We start from the raw sequence: 20,937 nt of genomic DNA on the forward strand, positions 1-20,937 counted from the left end.
GGCGGAGCCGGACCGGCTCCGACCGGGAGCGGGCCGGCCCGGGCGGGCGGCCTCAGCCCAGTTCGAGGTCGGCCACGGTGCGGACCACCGCGTCGCCGCGCAGGGGGATCGGGTCCGGGCCGGGGTCGGGGTTGGCCGCGGGCACGATCTCGGGCGCGGGCTTGGTCAGGTCCACGCCCGGGGACTCCTCGTGCGGGACGGACTCCGGGTCCGGGTCCTGGCCGCGGCCCGGGAGGAGGGCGAGGACGGCCTCCCGCTGCGCCGACGGAGCCTCCTCGTCGTAGGGGTCCGGGGTCGCCGGAACCTGGAGCCGCAGCACCGGCCCGGTGCCGAGACGGGCATAGCCGCGCCCGGGCGGCACCTCCGCGGCCGGTGTGGTCAGCTGCGGAGCGCCCAGTACCGCCTCCACATGCTCGGGTGCCAGCGTGCCGAGGACCACCCGCGCCCGGGTCTGCGCGATGACGACCGGCGCCAGCGCCTCCGTCGCGTCGAGCTGGTCCGCGACGGCGACCGCGACGTTGGCCGTACGCCCGTGCCGCAGCGGCACATCCAGCAGGATCTGCGGGTCCGGCCGCCCCTCAGCGGCCGCGAGTTGGGTCAGCGCGGTCGGCCGGTCGAACAGAATCCACAGCGGGCGCCGCACGTCCTCGGCGACCGGATTCCCCGCCTGCCGCGCCCGGTTGACCGCGATCAGCCGCCGCTCGGTCTCGTGCGCCGCCCATTCCAGGGTGGCGGCGGCGCCGAGCAGCCCGTCCTCGACGGCGAGCACGCCCGGCCGGCCCGCCAGGCACGCGTACTCCCCGCTGCCGCCGCCGTCGATCACCACGATGTCGCCGTGCGCGAGCGCCTGCAGCGCGATGGACCGCAGCAGGCTCGTCGTGCCGGTGCCGGGCTGGCCGAGCGCGAGCAGGTGCGGCTCGGTGGAGCGGGCGCCGGTCCGCCACACCACCGGAGGCGCGTCCCGCGTCTCCTCCCCGCCGGTCACCGGCACGGTGCGCGGCACCGCGTCGGTGTCGGTGAACCCCAGCACCGTCTCGGTCGGCGGCATGACGAAGCGCTGGGCGACGATGTCGGTCGGCAGTGGCGGCAGCGCGGTCAGGGCGAGGTGGTTCTCCTCCTCGTTCCAGTCGAAACGGTATTCCCGCCCCCGGCCGGCCTTCGCGTGCAGAAGGTGCTCGACCCGGCTCCGGGAGGCCACCTCGCCGTCGGTGAAGTACGCCGGATAGCGCAGCCGCAGCCGCACCAGCCGGCCGTCCTGGAACTCGTACGAGCCGAACGCCCGCCGCCATTCGCCGTCGTGCGCGTAGAGCGGTGCCGAGTCGCCGGGGTCGGACAGGTACGGCACCAGCGCCTCGTAGAGCGACTGGAGCCGTACGACCTCGGCCTCGGTCGGCCCGGCGGGCGCCGCGGGGGCGCGGTCCCGGCCCATCCACCCTGCGGACGCCAGGATCGCGATGGCGCCGAGGATCGGTCCGTACGGCATCATCACCACCGCGACGACGCCCGCGGCGGCCAGCACCAGCGCCGGGCCGCGCCGTTCCTTCGGGGTCCGGCCCCACCAGCCGCCCGCCCAGGCCGCCTGCCTGCGCATGCCTCGGGCGATGGTGATCACCGGGTGCAGCACGTCCGTCGCGCCGTCGGCCGCGGTACGCGCCAGATCACGACCGCGGACGAGCGCCGGTCGGCTGCTCAGAATGCTGGGAAGGGGACGCCTGGCCACGGCTGCTCCATGGGGTGGTTCGGGTGTGGGGGACGCGCGGGGGAGGACGGGGGCGGAAGGCATCGGTACGGGCCCGGAGCGGGGACGACCGCTGCCGGGCCCGTGGCGCTGGCCGCAGGAGGCCGTGGTGGCCGTACCGGACGGCCGGCTAGATCCTGAGCCCGCCGATCAGATTGGCCAGGCTGGCGCCGCCCGCCCTGATGCTCGGGGCGATGGCGGAGCCCGCGAGGTAGAAGCCGAAGAGGGTGCACACCAACCCGTGGGACACCTTCAGGCCGTCCTTGCGGAAGAACAGGAACACGATGACGCCGAGAAGGACGACGCCGGAGATGGACAGGATCATTGGGCTCTTCTCCTGGATGATGGGGACGGTCACCATGAGTTCTTCCAGGCTCACAAAAAGTAATAGATCACGCCTGGTGGCAAACGGGTGATTTGTCACGGATTTCCGCCACTCGGGTGAGAGTGTCCATGTCCCGAGTCGGGCGTCGGCCGCGATCTCTGCCCGGGCCTGCGGGTTCGGGCGGCGCCGCTGCGGCGGACCCGGGCGGCGGGGACCGGATTGGCCCGATCGGGCGAGGGCGGCCCTCGCCGAGGCGAGCGGGCCCGTTCCGGCAGGATGACCGGGTGCCTCAGATGACCCCGATCACCTGGCCCCGGCTGGCCCAGGCGCTGGCCGACCGCCTGTCGACCACCGCGCCGCCGGGCCCGTGGTGGCGGATCGCGGTGGACGGCGCGCCCGCCGCCCGTACCGGAGACCTCGCCGACGCCGTCGCCGCCGCGCTGCCCGCCCTCGGCCACCCGGTGCTGCGGGTGCGGGCCACCGACTTCTGGCGGCCCGCGTCCCTGCGCCTGGAGTACGGGCACCAGGACGTGGACGCGTACTACCAGCTCTGGCTGGACACCCGCGCGCTGCGCCGAGAGGTGCTCGACCCGCTCGGCCCCGGCGGCACCGGCCGCGCCCTGCCCTCCCTGCGCGACCCGGTCACCGACCGCTCCACCCGCGCCGACTACGTCGACCTGCCGCCCGGCGGCGTGCTGGTGCTGGACGGCCCGCTGCTGCTCGGTCAGGGGCTGCCGCTGGACCTGACCGTCCACCTGCGGCTGTCGCCCGCCGCGCTGGAGCGTCGTACCGGGCCCGCCGAGCGGTGGACGCTGCCCGCCTTCGAGCGCTATGCGCGCGAGGCGCTGCCGGAGGAGATCGCCGATCTCGTGGTCCGGGCCGACGACCCCCGGCACCCCGCCTGGAGCGGCTGAACACCCGCCCCGTCCAAGGGCTTTCGGCCCCGCCTTGCCGTGGGACCGCGCCCCCCGCTAGCGTCCCGGAGCACCATGACTGTCGCCATCGCGCCGCTGACCTCCGAGCACATACCCCTGGCCGCTCAGCGGTACGACCGCTGGTTCGCCCGCGCCCGCCGCCCCCCGTCGCAGCGGTCCTGGCTGGCCGACGGCCCGGTGCGCGGCGAGGAACTGCTCGGCAGGCTGCACGCCGTCCCGGGCCTGGAAGCCTGCCGCGCCCTGGACGGCGACGGCGGTCTGATCGGGCACCTGGCCGCCGTACCGGTCGATCTCGCCCCCGACGTCCCGGCCGGCCTGCAGAGCCACCCGCGCTCGGCCCTGATCCCGCACGGCGGCCACGCGCTGCCCGCCGGCCGGGAGAGCGAGGTGCTGCGCTCCCTGTACGCCCGCGTCGCCGAACGCCTGGTCGCCGACCGGCGGTTGGTCCACTACGTCGAGGTGCCGGCCGGCGAGACCGCCACCGCCCCGTGGTTCGACCTCGGCTTCGGCCGGGAACTGGTCCATGGCCTGATGGCGGTCAAGGCCCGAGGCCGGCAGCCGCGCGGCGTCGAAGGGCTCGGCATCCGCCGCGCGGGCCCCGGCGACCTGCCGCAGATCGGCCGGATGGCCGCCGAGTCCGCGCGCCGCCGGCGCGAGACCGCGATGTTCCAGCCGCAGCCCGAGGGTGCGCTCGCCGCACTGCGCCTGCACTACGCCGGAATGCTCGACGACCCGCGCTGCGGCGCGTGGATCGCCTCGCGCCGGGGCGAGGAGATCGGCATGGTGCTGCTCCTGCCCGCCACGCCCGACCCGGTGGTCCCCGAGTCCTGCGTCGAGCTCGTCGAGGCGTACGTCGCGCCCGCCGCCCGCGGTGAGGGGATCAGCCGGGTGCTGCTGGCCACCGCGCTCGCCTGGGCGTACGACCACGGGCACCGCTACATCTCGGCCCGGTGGCACTCCGCCTCGCCGCTGGCCGCGGGGCACTGGCCGGCCGTCGGCTTCCGGCCGGTCGCGTACCGGCTCAGCCGCACGCTGGACGCGCGCATCGGCGGTGCGCCGGGGAGCTACTGACCATAGGTCAGGCGAATCGCCAATTAATGGGCTAATTCGGGCATTTCGGAGTGGCATGCCTCACTGTGTGTCCGGGAGGTGAGCGGCATCACGCCGGGAACACGGACTGCTGTCCCAAGAGCACCCGTGGTGTGCGTTCCGGGTGATTTGTCACCCGATCGCGCGGCGCGGTGCACCGACAGTGAGGCGCGCTGATACGCGGCGCTGGGGACGCATGACGATGAGTGAGCGCAGGGCGGTGGGGAGAAGTGCGGGCGGATGCGGCTGGTTGCCCGCGAATCGGGCAGTCGTCTAGCTTCCTGTGCCGCGGGCCGGAAGCCCGCTCCCTCCCTCGGGCGGATCGCCGAATCCTGCCGCCGCCCGGATCCCGCACACGGATCACTCAAGCACCCACCCGGCAGGAGCGGGGGACCCAGGTAAGCCGCCGTCCCGTAACACCGGACGGCTCGGGGTGAAGTCGCGGCACCACGCGCGCAGCGCTCGGCAACCGACGCGCCGGCGCGCCACCGTGACCGGGCATCTCCTGCCCGAACCCGACAGCTCACCTCGCAGGCGTAGGAGAGGACATCCCCCCATGCCCGCACAGGGACAGCACCGCAAGCCCCGCCTGAACCGTCTCACCCGCATCTGCCTCGCGGCCGGCACCGGTGGCGCCGCCCTCGCGCTGCCGCTGGCCGCCGCGGGCCACGCGTCCGCCGCCGAACCGGCCAAGGCCGCACCCGCCGTCGCCCCGCAGAAGACCGCCGAGGCGGCCCCCGCCTCCGCCCCGCACGCCGCCAAGGCCGAGCGGTACAAGGTCGTCCGCGGCGACTCGCTGGCGAAGATCGCCGACACCCACCGCGTGAGCGGCGGCTGGCACCGGCTCTACGCCGACAACAAGCAGGTCATCGGCGCCAACCCGAACGTCATCCGCCCCGGTCAGTACCTCACGCTGAACGGCGCCGCCGCGCCCGGTCCCGCCGCGGCTCCGGCTCCGGCGAAGACGGCGGCTCCGGCCACGAAGGCCGCGCCCGCGCCGACGGCCGCACCGGCGAAGAAGCCCGCCGCCCCGGCGCCGACGACGGCCGCACCCGTCAAGAAGGCCGCCACTGTGCAGCAGGCGTCCGCCTCCACCACCTCCGGCTACACCAAGCCGGTCGACGGTCCCATCGGCACCCCGTACCACGCGGCCGGCGCCAACTGGTCCAGCGGTTACCACACCGGCGTGGACTTCGTCGTCGGCACCGGCACCCCGGTGCACGCCATCGCGGCCGGCACGGTGGTCTCCGCCGGTTACGACGGCGCCTACGGCAACGAGGTCGTCGTCCGGCACGCCGACGGCAAGTACAGCCAGTACGCCCACTTCTCGCAGGTGTCCGTCTCCGCGGGGCAGTCGGTCACCGCCGGTCAGCAACTGGGCCTGTCCGGCGCCACCGGCAACGTCACCGGCCCGCACCTGCACTTCGAGGTGCGCACCACGCCGAGCTACGGCTCGGACATCGACCCCGTCGCCTACCTGCGCGCGCACGGCGTCGGCATCTGACACCGGTCAAGAAACGCCCGCCCGTCCGCCGGTACCCGGCGGGCAACCGTGCCCGCCCGGCCTTCAGCGCCGGGCGGGCACACCCCTGCCTCCGCCCCGGCCGCCCCGGACGGGCGGCCCCGCGCCGGCCGCTCACGCGTCCGCAGGCAGCAGCGTGCCCTGAATCTGCCGCAGGAACGCCGCGTTGTCCGGGGTCTGGCGCATCCGGTCGAGCAGCACCTCGAGGCCGGACTGGGCGTCGCGCCCGTGCAGGGCCCGCCGCAGCCCGCGTACCACAGGCATCTCCGCGGGCGGCAGCAGCAGTTCCTCGCGGCGGGTGCCGGAGCTCAGGACGTCGACGGCGGGGAAGACGCGGCGTTCGGCGAGGGCGCGGTCGAGGTGGAGCTCCATGTTGCCGGTGCCCTTCAGCTCCTCGTAGTAGTAGTCGTCGGCCCTTGAGCCGGTGTCGACCAGCGCGGTGGCCAGAATGGTCAGCGAACCGCCTTCCTCGGCCAGCCGCGCCGCACCGAAGAACCGTTTCGGGCCGAGCAGCGCCGCCGCGTCCACACCGCCGGACAGCGTACGGCCGCTCCCGGCGCCGGCCGCGTTGTGCGCCCGGCACAGCCGGGTCAGCGAATCGAGCAGGATCACCACGTCCTGCCCGAGCTCCACCAGCCGCTTGGCCCGTTCGACGGCCAGTTCGGCAAGGGCGATGTGCTGTTTGGCCGGACGGTCGAAGGTGGCGGCGATCACCTCGCCGCGCACGCTTCGGCGCATGTCGGTGACCTCCTCCGGCCGCTCGTCGAGCAGCACCACCATCAGGTGGGCCCGCGGGTGGTTGGCGGCGACCGCCGCGGCGAGGTGCTGGAGCAGCACCGTCTTGCCGGCCTTGGGCGGCGCCACGATGAGCCCGCGCTGGCCCTTGCCGACCGGCGCCATCAGGTCGATGATCCGTCCGGCCGCCGCGCCGGACCCCTTGAGCACGTCGCTCTCCAGCCGCAGCCGCTCCCGCGGGTGCAGCGGTGTCAACTCCCCGAAGTGGGGCCGCGGCCGGCCGGGCGGCTCGCCGTTGACCAGCAGCACCTCGCCGAGGTGGCCCGGCTTTCCGGTCAGCCCCGCCACCAGGTCCCCCTTGCGCAGCCCGGCTCCACGGATCTGCGCCGGTGAGACGTGTACGTCGTCGGGCGACGGCAGCCACCCGGAATTGCGCAGACGGCCGCCCTGGCCGTCGGAGAGGTCGAGCACGCCCGCCACCCGGTCCACGGGCAACTCCCGCCGGACAGGCGGACGTTCGAGAATGTCAGTCATGAATGGGTCGTCCTTTCACGGACGGAGATGAGAAAGCACGGCGCACGGGCTCGCGGCGGGAGCGGACGTGTCACGCCCCGCGTACCGCGAGGAACCACCGGCGACCGGTGCGAGAAACCTGAGAGTGCGCAGACTCCGAAAGAAATGCGAAACAGGGAGCTGGTGCCAGTAGAAAGGCACAGACTCATGCGTCCCTGACTACATTTTAGCACACGTTGCGTGGCCTCGCGGTCACTCCACCCCGAAGCCTGTTCCCGAACCAGCTCCACCAGGCCGCCCGGTCCCGCGTGCTCCTTCCCACCGGGGACGAAATCCCAGTTCCCGCCGGCCCGCCGACGGAAGGAGCCGACGAGTGCGGTCTCGCCGGGGCGTCCGCCGGAGGCGTCGAGGCGGTCCGCCTCGGTGCCCGTGGGATCGGTGTGCCGGATACGCGCGTCGGAGAACCGGGACGGTCGGCGTCCGGGCCGGCCGCCGGGTCGACGGCGGCCACCAGCACCACCCGGTGCGCCCGGGACGGCAGCCGGTCGAAGTCCACCCGGATCGCGGCACTGTCCTCGCCGAGGGCGGGCATCGTCCGCACACGACGGCTCCTGCGGAAGCCTTCCTTGTCCGACGGGGCGGAGCACACGGTCAGCGTCAACTGCCGGGCAGCCGGGGCGTACTGCCGACCGCACGGCCACGTCACCGCCTTGCCGGTACCGGCCCGGCACCGCCCCCGGTACCGGCCGCCGCCCCCGTCCGTACCGGCACCCCTGCCGCGGGAACCTCGGTCAGCCTTTCTTCCCCGAGCCGCCCCGGCGGCGCAGCAGCAGCACCGAGACGGCCGCGGCCAGCGCCAGCGCGCCGCCGATGTACCAGGCGGTGGCCGACGCGTTCGCCGCGCGGGCGGTGGCCGGATCCGGTGTGGACGGGCTCGGCGTCGGACGGACTGCGGCGCCGCCCGGTGTGCCGTGGAAGGCGGCCGGGACGGCGTTGAGGGTGCCGACCGACGTGGTGCGGCCGGCCGCGCTGAAGCCCCAGTCGAGGAGTTCGGCCGCCTCGCGGTAGGCGGCCTGCCGGTCGCCGGACTCCGGTTTCATCACCGTGGCGATCAGCGTACGGTCGCCGCGCCGAGCGGCGGCGACCAGCGTGTGGCCCGCGTTCGTGGTGTAACCGTTCTTCACGCCGACGATCCCCGGATACGGCGTCACGCCGTCCGCCCCGGTGATCAGCCGGTTGGTGTTCTGGATGTCGTACGACCGCACGCACGTGCCGCGCAGGTCGCAGCCGCCGGGAAACCGCGCGGTCGCCGTCGAGGCGTACTCCGCGAAGTCGCGGTCGGCCAGACCCGCGCGGGCGAAGACCGCCAGGTCGTACGCGGACGACACCTGCCCGGGCTGGTCGTAGCCGTCCGGGGAGACGACCTGCGTGTCGTACGCGCCCAGCATCTCCGCCTTGGCCTGCATCTGGGCGACGGTGCGCGGCACCGACCCGTTCATGTGCGCCAAAACGTGCACGGCGTCGTTGCCCGAACTGAGGAAGACCCCGCGCCACAGGTCGGCGACGGTGTACGACTGACCGGGAACGACGCCGACCAAGCTGCTGCCCGCCCCGACGTCCGCCAGTTCGGCCTCGGTGACCTTGTGGACGGTCCCGCGCGGGAAGCGCGGGAGCACGGTGACCGCGAACAGCGTCTTCAAGGTGGAGGCCGGCGGCAGTCTGAGGTGCGCGTTCTTCGCGGCCAGCACCTGTCCGGTGCGGGCGTCCGACACCAGCCACGACAGCGCGGTCAGCCCGGACGGCAGGTCGGGTGTACGGGCCTGCGGCCGTACCTGGACACCGGGCCTGGCCAGCAGCGCACCACCCGCGGTGACCGCCGACGCGGCGGCCGAACCGGACGAGCGGTGCCCGTCACCGTCGCCGCCGTCGCCGGACGAGGCCCCGGCGGTGGCAGGCGGCACGGCCAGGCAGCAGACGACGGCCAGCGCGGCGGTACGGGTGTACGTACGCGTACGGGTGCGGGTCCGCGTACCGCCACGGGCGGGCACCGAGCGGGGCAGCGGGCGACGGAAGGCAGTCATGCGATCACCGTAGAAACGCCCGACCCGCCCGGCACGACGGCGCGACCCATCCGGATGAGGCCGCACCGTGCGGGTGAACGCGGATGGCCGTACCGCACGTGACATCGCGTCATCCGCGGACCCCGGGGGCCTGACGTGCCGTCCGCCCGGCACCCGTCCGGCCGCTGACCGGCCGTCATCCGGCCGTCATCCGGGCGGCGGCCCGTCCGGCCCGCGGGTGCCCGGACCCCGCCCCGGCGGCGAGGGCGTACCGCCCGGTACGGAACGCGCGTTCGTTCCGCCGCCCGTCGGCCGCGCCGAGCCGCACCCCGCCGAGCGGAGCCGCACCCGGCCGACCGGCTGATCGAGGACATCCGTTCCGCCGTCCGTGAGCCCGCACCGAGCGGCGGCCACTGTCCGTACCCGTGCAGACACTCTTGTGGCAAGGTCCGCGCGGGGCCTATCTTTGGCCAGCCCGGCAAACGGGCGGCAGCCCCGGCCTTCCCCCGATCGGCTCCCCGGCGGGGGTCGTCGGTCCCGAGAGGACTCGTGCCATGCCCTTACGCGGACGCCACCGCCGTTACCGTCCCAGCCGGGTCTCCCAGGCATCGCTGACCGTCACCGCGGGCGGCGCCGGACTCGCCCTCCCGCTGATCGGTCTGAGCACCGCCCACGCCGCCGCCGAGGGCGTCTGGGACAAGGTCGCCCGCTGCGAGTCCTCGGGCAAGTGGAACATCAACACCGGCAACGGCTACTACGGCGGTCTGCAGTTCGCGGCCAGCACGTGGAAGTCCTTCGGCGGTGCGGTGTTCGCCCCGCGGGCCGACCTCGCGAGCAAGAACCAGCAGATCGCGGTGGCCGAGAAGGTGCTGCGCAGCCAGGGCCCCGGCGCGTGGCCGGTCTGCTCGGCCAAGGCCGGGCTCACCCGGGAGGCCGCGTCCGCCTCGCACACCGTGCCGGTGCCCGCCGGCAAGACACGGCCCGCGGCCTCGTACCACGCGCCGAAGGCGCCCGCGAAGCCCACGCAGCCGGCACCGGCCCACCCCGCGCCGACCCGTTCCGCGCCCAGCCATCCCGCGCCCGCGCACGACCGGTACACGGTGGCCCCCGGCGACACCCTGTCCGCTATCGCCGCCGACCAGCACGTGCGGGGCGGCTGGCCGGAGCTGTACGCAGACAACCGCGCGCTCGTCGGCGACGACCCCGATCTGATCTTCCCCGGGCAGCGGCTCGCGCTGAGCACGCCGAAGGCCGCCCCCACCGCCGAACCGGCGGCGAAGCCCGCCACGCGGCCCGAGCAGAAGCCCGCGCCCCAGGCCGTCCCCCGCCCCGTGCACCGGACCGCCCCCAAGACCAGCGCGCCGAAGCAGAAGCCCGCCGCCCAGCCCGCCGGCACCCACACGCTGGACCGGCACACCAGGCCCGCCGCCCCCGCGCACACGCACACCCACGCCGGGTCCGGATACGGTCTCCCGGTCGCCCACGGACCGATCGGCACCCCGTACCACCGGTCGGGGAGCAGTTGGGCCAGCGGATACCACACGGGGGTGGACTTCCTGGTCCCCACCGGCACCGCGGTCCACTCGGTGGCGGACGGCACGGTGGTCACGACCGGCTGGGGCGGTTCGTACGGCTACCAGATCGTCGTCCGGCACTCCGACGGCCACTACAGCCAGTACGGGCACCTCTCGCAGATCTCCGTGAAGGCCGGCCAGCGGGTCAACGGGGGCCAGCGCATCGGCCGTTCCGGCGCCACCGGCAACACCACCGGGCCGCACCTGCACTTCGAGATGCGGACCGGGTCCGAGTACGGGGACGACATCGACCCGCTGCGGTTCCTGCGGGCGCGCGGCGTGTCGGTCTGAGGCAGCGGCTCAAGGGGCCACGCACGTCGGCCGGCCGGGCGCGGGGGGCCCGGCGTTCGCGTACGCCGTCAGCAGCGGCAGCGTGGCGCTCAGCCAGCAGGCGGCGAAGAGCCAGCCACCGAGCACGTCGGTGGGCCAGTGCACGCCCAGGTACACGCGCGTGCAGCCGACGGCGACCGCGATCAGCACGCACGACGCCGCCGCGACCCGCCCGGCGGCGGGTCCCAGCGCGCGCAGCAGCCCCCACGCGAGGAGGCCGGCGGCCAGCGCGCTGGACGAGGTGTGCCCGGACGGGAAGGCGTGGCCCGAGGCGAAGGCCGCCCAGTCCGCGGCGGGCGGCCGGGACCGGTGCAGGGTCAGCATCAGCACCATGCGGACGGCCTGTCCCGCGAGCAGCACGGCCGCCGCGAGCAGCGCCCCCGCCACCCGGTGCCTGACCGTGCTTCCGGCCAGCCAGCCGCCGAGCGCCGCCGCCAACGGCGGAAAGGGGCCGGTGCCCGAGTCGGTGACGATCCGGGCGGTGGTGGCCATAGCGTGCGGCCGGTGCGCGACCGACCAGCGGTGCGGACCGGTGTCGAGGGAGTGCGGAACGCCGTGCCCGGCCAGGACGAACCAGGCCAGCAGCGCGAAGGCCGCGGCGGACACAACCGGGAGCAGCAGCCGGAACCAGGCCGGGCCGGTCGGCGGGCTGGGACGGCGGCTCGCAGAGCGGCGGTCGGTCATGGGGTGAGATGCGCCTTTCCCGGTGAGCGCGCGCGAGGCCCGCCCGGCCGACAGCGAGACGTCTACAAAACTGTAGACAGAGTACGCCGGGGCCGCGGGGCCGTGCCGCACCGGGTGGGTTACGGCCGCTGCGCCGGTACGCTGTCGTGGACGCGCTTGGGGTCGGTGACGGCGACCGGGGCGAGCGTCTCCTCGATCCGGGACATCAGGTCCGCGTCCAGCCGTACGCCCGCCGCCTTGACGTTCTCGGCGACCTGCGCCGGGCGGGAGGCGCCGACGATGGCCGCCGACACGTTCGGGTTCTGCAGCACCCAGGCGACGGCGAGCTGCGCCATGGTCAGGCCCGCCTCGGCGGCCAGTGGCTGGAGCGCCTGCACCCGTACCAGCAGCTCGTCGCGCAGGTAGCGGCCGATCATGTCCGCGCCGCCCTTGTCGTCGGTGGCCCGCGAACCCTCCGGCGGCTGCTGCCCGGGCTGGTACTTGCCGGTGAGCACGCCCTGCGCGATCGGCGAGAACACCACCTGTCCGATGCCCAGCTCCTCGCAGGCGGGCACGACCTCGCCCTCGATGATCCGCCACAGTGCCGAGTACTGCGGCTGGTTCGAGACGAGCGGGACGCGCAGTTCGCGGGCGAGCGCGTGCCCGCGGCGGATCTGGTCGGCCGTCCACTCCGAGACGCCGATGTAGTGCGCCTTGCCCGCGTGCACGATGTCGGCGAACGCCTCCATCGTCTCCTCCAGCGGCGTGAACCGGTCGTAGCGGTGCGCCTGGTAGAGGTCGACGTGGTCCGTCTGGAGCCGGCGCAGCGAGTTGTCGATGGACTCCATGACGTGCTTGCGCGACAGGCCCCGGTCGTTGCGACCGGGGCCTGTCGGCCAGAACACCTTGGTGAAGATCTCCAGACCCTCGCGGCGCTCACCCTTCAGCGCCCGGCCGAGCACCGACTCGGCGCGGGTCTGCGCGTAGACATCGGCTGTGTCGAAGGTGGTGACGCCCGCGTCCAGCGCCGCGCGGACGCACGCGGTCGCCGAGTCCTCCTCGACCTGGGAGCCGTGGGTGAGCCAGTTGCCGTACGCGATCTCGCTGACGATCAGGCCGCTGCGGCCGAGGTGACGGTATTCCATGGTGATCGACTCTAGATCGTCACCCCGGTCGCGGCGAGCCGCGGTCAGGAGGCGCTCGGCAGGGGACCCGGGAGGCCGCTTACGAGGAGTAGACCTCCAGTTCGGAGAGCTGACCGGCCGGCCAGCCGGTGTTGGCGGTGAAGGTCAGCCGCACGTACCGGGTGGAGGCCGGGGCGACGGTGACGGTGACGGTGTTACCGGAGGACGGGTCGAACGTGTGTCCGGCAGAGGACTTCAGCGTGGTGTAGGCGCTGTTGTCCGTGGAGCCGAGCAGGGACAGGGTCTGGGTCCTGGTCTCCCAGGCCGGCGGCAGCCTGAGGACGATCCGGCCGACGGTCCTGGCCGCCCCGAGGTCCACGGTGAGTGACTGCGGGAAGGCGTTGTTGGTGCTTTCCCAGTACGTGCCGGCGTTGCCGTCCACCGCGTTGCCCGCCACGTAGACGTCGGCGTGGCCGGAGTCGGTCACCGGGTGGCCCTGGGCCAGGTTCGCGTCTGCCGGGGGCGTGGTCGGCGGGGTCGTCGGCGGGGGCGTCGTCGGGGGCGTCGTCGGCGGGGCGGTGGTGTCGGCCGCGTAGACCTCGAACTCGGAGATCTGGCCGGCCGGCCACCCGGTGTTGCCGGTGATGTTCAGCCGGACATAACGGGTGGTGGCCGCGGTGAAGGTCAGGGTCGCGGTGTTGCCCGAGGCCGGGTCGAAGGTGACGCCACCGGAGGGCTTCAGTGTCGACCACGCGGAGTTGTCGGTGGAGCCGAGTACGGACAGGGTCTCGGTACGGGTGGCCCAGTCGGTCGCCGGCGGCAGTTTGAGCGTCACCTTGCCGACGGACCTGTCGGCGCCGAGATCGACGGTGAGGCTCTGCGGGAAGGCGTTGTTGGTGCTTTCCCAGTACGTGCCGGCGTTGCCGTCCACCGCGTTGCCCGCCACGTAGATGTCGGCGTGGCCGGAGTCGGCGACCGGGCGGCCCTGGGCCAGGTTGGCGCCTGCCGGGGGCGTGGTCGACGGAGGCGTCGTCGGGGGCGTGGTGGTCGGGGTGGTGGGCGGCGTGGTCGTTCCGCCGCCGCCGGTCGGGACACCGCCGTTCGTCCAGACCGGTGTCGGCCAGGTGCCGGAGCAGGTCTGGCCCGTGTTCCAGCCGGAGTTGCCGCCGCCGTCGGTGATCTGGAGGCCGGTGCCGATGCAGTTGTGGATCGGCGTGGCGGCCTGGGCGATGTTCTTCGCCGTGACGCCGGTGAACTTCATCTGCGCGTTGGACTGCGCCTGGATGGCGTAGGTGCCGGCGCCGTCGATGTTGACGTTGGTGAGGTTGATGCCGCTGACCGCGCCCTCGATGGTCTGGACGGCCTCGTAGGAGCTGTCCAGGACGTCGGTGTCGCTGATGTTGATGGTGGCACCGGTCATCGGTTCGTTGTGCCCGCTGAACCAGATGGCGCCGACGCCGAAGTTCCAGTTGTAGTCGCTGTTCCCGGTTCTGATCAGGGTGTTGCGGGCGGCGGTGAAGGTACCCGCTGCCGCAGTGCCGAAGCCGGAGTTGACGTTGTCGTACCGGTTGGCGATGTGCAGGCCGCCGCCGTTGCTGACGGTGTCGGACATGACGTTGTCCGACAGGTTGAAGTCCCTGCCGCCGTAACTGACGATGTTGTTCGCGAGGATCGGCAGGACGACGGTGTTGTGGTCGAAGCTGTCCCTGACGTTGGGCTTGCGGTCCGGCCAGGACGCCAGGCCGTCGTCACCGGTGTTGCGCACGAAGGTGTTGGTGACGGTCGAGTCGGTGACGCCGGTGTGGAAGTTCACGCCGTCGGCCGTCGTGTCGAGGATGCGGCTGTTCTTGAGGGTGAAGTGGTCCATCGGACCGTCCATCCAGGCGCCGACCTTGACGTGCTGGAGCCACACGTTGTCCACGGTGGAGTTCGACAGGGCACCGCCGATGCCGTTGACCTGGTCGTCGTCCATCCGCTCCTGGATGGCGCCGATGATCGCGAAGTCCTTGAGTGTCACGTTCCGGCTCGGGCCGCCGGCCTCGTGCGGACGGATCCCGCCTGTGTAGCCGCCCCCGTTCACGTACTTGCCGTAGATGCCGGCCGCGCGGTTGCGGTTCACCGGGTCACGGCCGCCCAGCACGCTGTACCAGGGGCCGGCACCGGCCAGCGTGACGCCGTCCACGACCACGTGGTCGTAGAGCGTGTATGTGCCCTGCGGGATGTATACGGTCCTGCCCTGCGCCTGGCCCGCGTCCACCGCGGCCTGGAACCTCGCGGTGGAGTCGGCTCCGCCGGTCGGATCGGCGCCGAAGTCGGCGACCACGTCGATCGCTCCGGCCGGTTTGCCGATCGGCGCGGCCACCTGCTCGAAGTCGGCGAGGTCGATGGTGAACGTGGGGGACTGCGCGGTCGAGGTCACCTGGACGCGGATCCTGGTGCCCGCGGGGTAGGTGGTCGCGAACTTGGTCCGCACCTCGTCGTAGAAGTGGTGCGGGTTGGTGTCGCCGGGGTTGTTGTTGAACGGATAACCGCCGTAGAACCAGCCGAACTTGGAGGTCACCGGCAGCGTCTTCACCGAGGAGCCGTTGACCTGGAGGTCGAGCGAGGCGTCCCGCCCCCGGCCGTCGGAGGTGTCGGGGACGCTGTAGCGCAGCGACATCGCGTTGGCGGGCGCGGGCAGCGTGAACTCCACGTACTGGCCGACCGCGTCGAGGGTGACGGCCTGCCGCCCGGACGCCTCCGAGGGGAGGTGGCCGTAGTAGCGGTCGGGGCCGATCAGGCGGCCGTTGGTGGTGGCGTACTCCGCCTCCAGTTCCTTGAACGGCACGGTGGCGCCGCGTCCGGAGATCCCGATCGGCGAGGGCGCGGGGACCCCCGCGGCGCTGGCGGTGGGGGCGCTCGCCAGCGTCACGGCGGCCAGCGCAGCCGTCGCGGCGACGGCGAACGAGAGAATCGCGGCGGTTCCGCGCCGCCTCATCCGGCGGAGAGACCTGGGAACTTGCTCATGACTGCGCGGTGAGTGCGACACAGGCACACGTCCTTGCGGGTCGGGGGTGTGGGGAGGCGAGCACCCGGCCAGGCGTGGAGAGACTACGAGGCGGGCCGCAGTAAGTCCATGAGTGTGCGCAAATCTGTGACGGATTTCCGCAATATCTCGGACACATGGCCGTCATCTTCGCCTCGGAGGCCACATCGAGATGCCCCGCGCGAATGGTGGAGGGGAAGCTGGCTCCTCCGGCGGCGGTGGCCGTGACCCGTCAGGGCGGGGGTGCGCGCGCGGAGGCGTCCTCGCTGGTGGGGCGAAGGAGTGCGGTGCGGGGAGTTCAGCGGTGGGGGGTGGTGAGGAGGTAGGGGAAGGACGCGCGGGTGCGGTGGTGGGTGGATTGCCAGCCGTAAGGGGCGAGGAGGCGGGCGACGCGCGGCAGTGCTCGGGCGGCGGCGGATTCGGGGGACCAGGTGATACGGGCCGTGTCCGGGTAGGGGGACGGCGTCACCGTGTAGCCCGGTGAGGCGGGGGAGTCACCGTGGGCCGGTGGGCAGCCGTTCGCCTCCAGGGCCAACGCGATCGCGTGGACACAGCGCTCCCGTTCCCACGGCGCGGGTAGGTCCGTCGCGCCGTCCATCAGCAGGGCCCGGATCCGGAGCAGCCCTTCCCACGCCGCCGCGACCTCCGCAGAACGGCCCGGCCCGCCCCCCGACGGCGCCACCTCCCTCGTACCGTCGTCCGCGACGAACCCTCCGCCCGGCGCCGCCCCCGTACCGCCGTCCACCCCGAACCCCCCTCCCGGATGCGCCACGCTCTGTGCTTCCGCTGCCAGGGCGGCCCGGACACGCAAGCCCTCAGCGGTGAGGTAGTGGTGGCCGCTGCGACCGTAGGGGGTGGCGAGGCCGGCGGTGGTGAGGGCGGCGCAGACCTGGGGGCGGGCGGACAGGCGCCCGGTGGCCCGGTCGGATTCGGTCAGCGCTCTGCGCTGTGCCGGTGAGAGCCCCTTGCCCATGCCGGGGACCCTATCCGTACCGACCGACATGGCCGGAATCGTGCGACGAACTCGGGTGATCCGCCCTTCCGGTGCCGCCTGCCGCCCCGGGTGCGTGGGTGCTTCGCCTCACCGGAAACCCGATCCCCCGATCGCCGACGCGCACCGGACGGACGGCGCAGACCTCGTACCGGCCCCGCGAGCCACCCCGGCACCGCACGCGCCCGACTCATGCCCCGAGCTCACCCGTTCACCCGCCCCGCCGCCCCTCGACGTCACGAGCCGTCGCACGTCAGGACTCTGTGAAAAGCCGGAGAAATGTCCGTCGGCTGCCGGGGCGAGGGACGGGCCCGCCTAGGATCGGGGGATGGATCTTCGATGGCCGCGCCGGAACCGGAAGCGGTGGCTCACCACCACGGGGGCGCTCGCGGTACTGGCGGCAGGAGGGGCCGTGGGCACCGCGACGGCGGCCGGCGGGGACGCGGCGGTGCATCGCAGTGACGCGGTGCTGACCGGAGCGGGCGGCGTACGACTGGACACCTCGTACTTCACCACCGGCAGTGACCGGGACGGCCGGCGCCCCGCCGTCCTGCTCGGCCACGGCTTCGGCGGCAGCAAGGACGACGTCCGCCCGCAGGCCGAATCGCTGGCCCGGCACGGTTATGCCGTACTGACCTGGTCGGCCCGCGGCTTCGGCCGCTCCGGCGGCCGGATCGGGCTCAACGCGAAGGACGGCGAGGTCGCCGACGTCAGCAGGCTGATCGACTGGCTCGCCGCGCGGCCCGGCGTACGCCTCGACGGGCCCGGCGACCCGCGCGTCGGCATCTCGGGTGTGTCGTACGGCGGCGCCGTCTCGTTGCTGGCGGCCGGTCACGACCACCGCGTCGACGCCGTCGCGCCCCGGATGACGTACTGGAACCTCAGCGACGCCCTCTTCCCGGGCGACGTGTACAAGAAGCTCTGGGCCGGCGTCTTCTTCTCCAGCGGTGCCGCGCCGCTCCCCGGCGCCCCGCGCGCGGCCGGGCCCGCGAACGCACCCACCGGCGCCACCGGGCCCAGCGGCCCGGCCGACCCCGCGTGCGGTCGCTTCGAGCCGGCCGTCTGCGCGCTGTACCAGCGCGTCGCCGAGGACGGGAAGCCGGACGCAGCCGCCCGCGACCGGCTGGACGCGCTCAGCCCGTCCGCCGTCGCGGCCCGTATCAAGGTGCCCGCCCTCATCGTGCAGGGACAGACCGACTCCCTGTTCACCCTCGCCCAGTCCGACGCGATGGCCACGGCGCTCCGGGCCAACGGCGCCCCCGTGGCCGTCGACTGGATCGCCGGCGGGCACGACGGCGGCGACACCGAGGACGGCCGGATCGACCGCCGGGTGACCGCCTGGTTCGACCACCATCTCAAGGGCCGCACCGGCACGAGCACCGGCCCCGCCTTCCGGATCACCCGGACCGGTGGCCTGAACTCGACGGACGGCAGCGTCGTCCTGCGCGGCGCGAGCGGCGACCGCTACCCGGGCCTCGACGGGACGCAGCACGGCACGGAGAACGGCGCGACGAACGACCGCATCCCCCTCGCCGGCCCCGAGCAGCACATCACCAACCCGCCCGGCGGCGCCCCGCCCGCCATCTCCGCCGTGCCCGGCGCCGGCGGCCTCAGCCGGCTCTCCTCGCTCGGCGCGAGCCTGGCCGTCGACTTCCCCGGCCAGTTCGCCCGCTTCGAGTCCGCGGAACTGGCACACAGCGTCACCCTCACCGGCGCCCCCTCCGTCAGCGTGAAGGTCGCCACCGACGCGCCCGACGCCGTGCTCTTCGCCAAGCTCTACGACGTCGCGCCCGGCGGCAAGGAGGTCCTGCCCGCCGCGCTCGCCACGCCGGTACGGATCGCCGGATCGAAGCAGGGCACCACCGTGCGGCTCCGGTTGCCCGCCGTGGACCACGGCTTCGGAGCCGGACACCGTCTGCGCCTGGTGCTGTCCACCACCGACCTCGGATACGCCTCACCGGCCGCGCCCGCCGCCCTCACCGTCTCGCTCGCCGACCCGCGCCTGACGCTGCCCACGGGCCTTGCCCTGAGCACCGACGCGCCGCCGCTGACCTGGTGGACCTGGGCGCTGCCGCCGCTCGCCCTGCTGGTCGCCGTGGCGCTGCTGCTCACCGGCCGGCGCCGGGTACGGCCGCGGCCGGCGGACCCGACGCTGGCCGCCGTTCCGCTGCGGATCACCGGCCTGAGCAAGCGGTACGCGAAGTCCGCCGACCGCTACGCCGTCCGCGACCTGTCCTTCCAGGTCGAACCGGGCCAGGTGCTCGGCCTGCTCGGACCCAACGGCGCGGGCAAGACCACCACCCTGCGCATGCTGATGGGCCTGATCCGCCCCGACGCGGGGGAGATCCGGGTCTTCGGCGAGGCGGTACGGCCCGGCGCCCCCGTACTGTCCCGGGTCGGCGCGTTCGTGGAGGGCGCCGGCTTCCTGCCGCACCTGAGCGGACGGGCCAACCTCGACCTGTACTGGCAGGCCACCGGCCGCCCCGAGCAGGACGCGCACCTGGCCGAGGCGCTGGAGATCGCCGGTCTCGGCGACGCGCTGGAACGCGCCGTGCGCACGTACTCCCAGGGCATGCGGCAGCGCCTGGCGATCGCGCAGGCCATGCTCGGCCTGCCCGACCTGCTGATCCTGGACGAGCCGACCAACGGCCTCGACCCGCCGCAGATCCGCGAGATGCGCGAGGTGCTGATCCGGTACGCCGCCACCGGCCGGACCGTGATCGTCTCCAGCCACCTGCTGGCCGAGGTCGAGCAGACCTGCACGCATCTGGTGGTGATGGACCGCGGACGGCTGGTCACCGCGGGCCCGGTGGCCGAGATCATCGGCTCCGCCGACACCGTGCTGGTCGGCGTGGACGGGGAGGTGCCGCAGACCGTGGTGGACAAGGTCGCCGCGCTGCCGGGCGTGGCGACGGCGGTACGCGAGGAGGACGGGCTGCTCGCCGTGCTCGACGGGATGACCGCACCGCAGCTCGTGGCCGAACTCGTCCGCCTGGACGTGGCCGTGGCCCAGGTCGGGCCGCACCGCCGCCTGGAGGACGCCTTCCTGACCCTGATCGGAGGCTCGGCATGAGCACCGGCCCCGCCGCACCCGGCACCCCCGCCGCACCCGGCGCGTCCGCACCCCCGCGTGCCACCGCGCCCGGCTACCGCCCCGGCCGTACGCTGCGGCTGCGCGTCGAGGCCCGCCGCCAGTTGCGCCGGCGCCGCACGATGGTGGTGGCCGCGCTGCTCGCCGTACTCCCCTTCATCCTGATCGCCGCGTTCGCGATCGGCGGCACCCCGGACGGCGGGGGCCGCAACGGCCCGACCCTCATCGACACCGCCACCGCCTCCGGCGCCAACTTCTGCGCGACCTGCCTGTTCGTCTCGGCCGGCTTCGTCCTGGTGGTGCCGGTCGCGCTGTTCTGCGGCGACACCGTCGCCTCGGAGGCGGGCTGGTCGAGCCTGCGCTATCTGCTGGCGGCGCCGGTGCCCAGGGCCCGGCTGCTCGCGGTGAAGCTCACCGTGGCGCTCGGCTTCAGCGCGGTCGCCATCGTGCTGCTGCCGGCCGTCGCGCTGGCCGCGGGCACGGTCGCGTACGGCTGGGGCGACCTCGAACTGCCCACCGGCAGCACGCTGGCGTCCGGCAGCGCGCTGCCGCGGCTGGCCGTCGTCGTGGTCTACATCTTCGTCAACTCGCTGGTCACCGCGGCGCTCGCGTTCTGGCTCTCCACCGTCACCGACGCGCCGCTGGGCGCGGTCGGCGGCGCGGTGGGCCTGACCATCGTCGGCAACGTGCTGGACGCGGTGACCGCGCTCGGTTCCTGGCGGGACGTGCTGCCCGCGCACTGGCAGTTCTCCTGGGCCGACGCGCTCCAGCCGACCATGGAGTGGACCGGGATGCTCCAGGGCACCTCGGTCTCGCTGTCGTACGCGCTGGTGCTGACCGCGCTCGCGTTCCGCGGGTTCCGGACGAAGGACATCGTGTCCTGAGCCCGTGCCCGCCGGCACCGCTGCCGAACGGTCCGCAGCCCCGCGCTTGACCGTCCGGCCCGGGGCCCCGCGCCGCCGGACCCCCTCGCCGGGGAACCCGGGTCCCCGCCGCCGCGGGCGGGCGCGGCGGGCCTGGTCGGAGCACCACCGGCACGGACGGTACAGTCACGGGGTACCCGCACGGCCGCCGGTACGGGCAGGGCGCCGGCGCCCGTCGACCCGCCGCACGACGCCTCGCCCCGATCCTCTAAAATCGCACCGGACGTCTACACGAATGTAGTCGCAGCGGGCCGGGCCTGCCATCGGGCCTGCCCGGTCGGTACAGCGCCGTCTGGCCG

14 protein-coding genes and 1 riboswitch are annotated in these 20,937 nt (G+C 73.9%); of the genes, 6 read left to right on the top strand and 8 right to left on the bottom strand.

All coding sequences use genetic code 11. The features are described 5' to 3' along the window. Positions 1-52: 52 nt before the first annotated feature. On the bottom strand, positions 53-1,720 hold the full coding sequence (locus VIW71_RS14550; RefSeq protein ID WP_331622646.1) for a hypothetical protein: 1,668 nt from the start codon (positions 1,718-1,720) through the stop codon (positions 53-55). 148 nt (positions 1,721-1,868) lie between these two features. Beyond that, positions 1,869-2,063, bottom strand: a complete 195-nt coding sequence (locus tag VIW71_RS14555) for a hypothetical protein (RefSeq protein WP_331622678.1) — start codon at positions 2,061-2,063, stop codon at positions 1,869-1,871. Between the two features lie 293 nt (positions 2,064-2,356). On the opposite strand from VIW71_RS14555, the gene VIW71_RS14560 reads away from it, so the two are divergent. The 3 genes from VIW71_RS14560 to VIW71_RS14570 all read left to right on the top strand — a co-directional run bounded on the left by VIW71_RS14560 (position 2,357) and on the right by VIW71_RS14570 (position 5,591). Further along, a complete protein-coding gene (locus tag VIW71_RS14560) occupies positions 2,357-2,977 on the top strand; it encodes a uridine kinase (protein ID WP_331622679.1) in 621 nt (206 codons plus the stop codon). Positions 2,978-3,052: 75 nt separating this feature from the next. Further along, positions 3,053-4,069, top strand: a complete 1,017-nt coding sequence (locus VIW71_RS14565; protein WP_331622647.1) for a GNAT family N-acetyltransferase — start codon at positions 3,053-3,055, stop codon at positions 4,067-4,069. A gap of 377 nt (positions 4,070-4,446) precedes the next feature. Next, positions 4,447-4,637, top strand: a riboswitch (cyclic di-AMP (ydaO/yuaA leader). 6 nt (positions 4,638-4,643) lie between these two features. Then, positions 4,644-5,591, top strand: a complete 948-nt coding sequence (locus VIW71_RS14570; protein ID WP_331622649.1) for a M23 family metallopeptidase — start codon at positions 4,644-4,646, stop codon at positions 5,589-5,591. 132 nt (positions 5,592-5,723) lie between these two features. On the opposite strand, the gene rho is transcribed toward VIW71_RS14570, so the two are convergent. After that, positions 5,724-6,878 carry a transcription termination factor Rho gene (gene rho / locus VIW71_RS14575; RefSeq protein ID WP_331622651.1) on the bottom strand — a complete coding sequence of 385 codons (1,155 nt, stop codon included), beginning with the start codon at positions 6,876-6,878 and terminating at the stop codon, positions 5,724-5,726. 770 nt (positions 6,879-7,648) lie between these two features. Next, positions 7,649-8,938, bottom strand: a complete 1,290-nt coding sequence (locus tag VIW71_RS14585; RefSeq protein WP_331622653.1) for a D-alanyl-D-alanine carboxypeptidase family protein — start codon at positions 8,936-8,938, stop codon at positions 7,649-7,651. Between the two features lie 533 nt (positions 8,939-9,471). On the opposite strand from VIW71_RS14585, the gene VIW71_RS14590 reads away from it, so the two are divergent. Further along, complete coding sequence (locus tag VIW71_RS14590; protein ID WP_331622655.1) at positions 9,472-10,782, top strand: transglycosylase family protein; 1,311 nt, start codon at positions 9,472-9,474, stop codon at positions 10,780-10,782. A gap of 9 nt (positions 10,783-10,791) precedes the next feature. On the opposite strand, the gene VIW71_RS14595 is transcribed toward VIW71_RS14590, so the two are convergent. From VIW71_RS14595 to VIW71_RS14610, 4 genes are all read right to left on the bottom strand, one after another. Further along, positions 10,792-11,505 carry a phosphatase PAP2 family protein gene (locus tag VIW71_RS14595; RefSeq protein ID WP_331622656.1) on the bottom strand — a complete coding sequence of 238 codons (714 nt, stop codon included), beginning with the start codon at positions 11,503-11,505 and terminating at the stop codon, positions 10,792-10,794. 119 nt (positions 11,506-11,624) lie between these two features. Continuing rightward, positions 11,625-12,629 (bottom strand): aldo/keto reductase family protein, encoded by a 1,005-nt coding sequence (locus VIW71_RS14600; RefSeq protein ID WP_331622657.1) that lies wholly within the window; start codon positions 12,627-12,629, stop codon positions 11,625-11,627. A gap of 79 nt (positions 12,630-12,708) precedes the next feature. Continuing rightward, entirely contained in the window at positions 12,709-15,585 is a 2,877-nt protein-coding gene (locus VIW71_RS14605) for a discoidin domain-containing protein (RefSeq protein WP_331622658.1), read from the bottom strand. Between the two features lie 346 nt (positions 15,586-15,931). Beyond that, a complete protein-coding gene (locus VIW71_RS14610) occupies positions 15,932-16,636 on the bottom strand; it encodes a hypothetical protein (protein ID WP_331622659.1) in 705 nt (234 codons plus the stop codon). Positions 16,637-16,952: 316 nt separating this feature from the next. Between VIW71_RS14610 and VIW71_RS14615 the strand changes: the two genes are divergently transcribed. Beyond that, on the top strand, positions 16,953-19,697 hold the full coding sequence (locus VIW71_RS14615) for an alpha/beta fold hydrolase (protein WP_331622661.1): 2,745 nt from the start codon (positions 16,953-16,955) through the stop codon (positions 19,695-19,697). After that, positions 19,694-20,599: an ABC transporter permease gene (locus tag VIW71_RS14620; protein WP_331622662.1), complete on the top strand. Its 906-nt coding sequence runs from the start codon at positions 19,694-19,696 to the stop codon at positions 20,597-20,599. Before VIW71_RS14615 ends, VIW71_RS14620 begins: the two co-directional genes overlap by 4 nt. Positions 20,600-20,937 lie beyond the last annotated feature (338 nt).

The organism is Streptomyces sp. (genome assembly GCF_036524955.1).
Classification (GTDB): Bacteria; Actinomycetota; Actinomycetes; order Streptomycetales; family Streptomycetaceae; genus Actinacidiphila.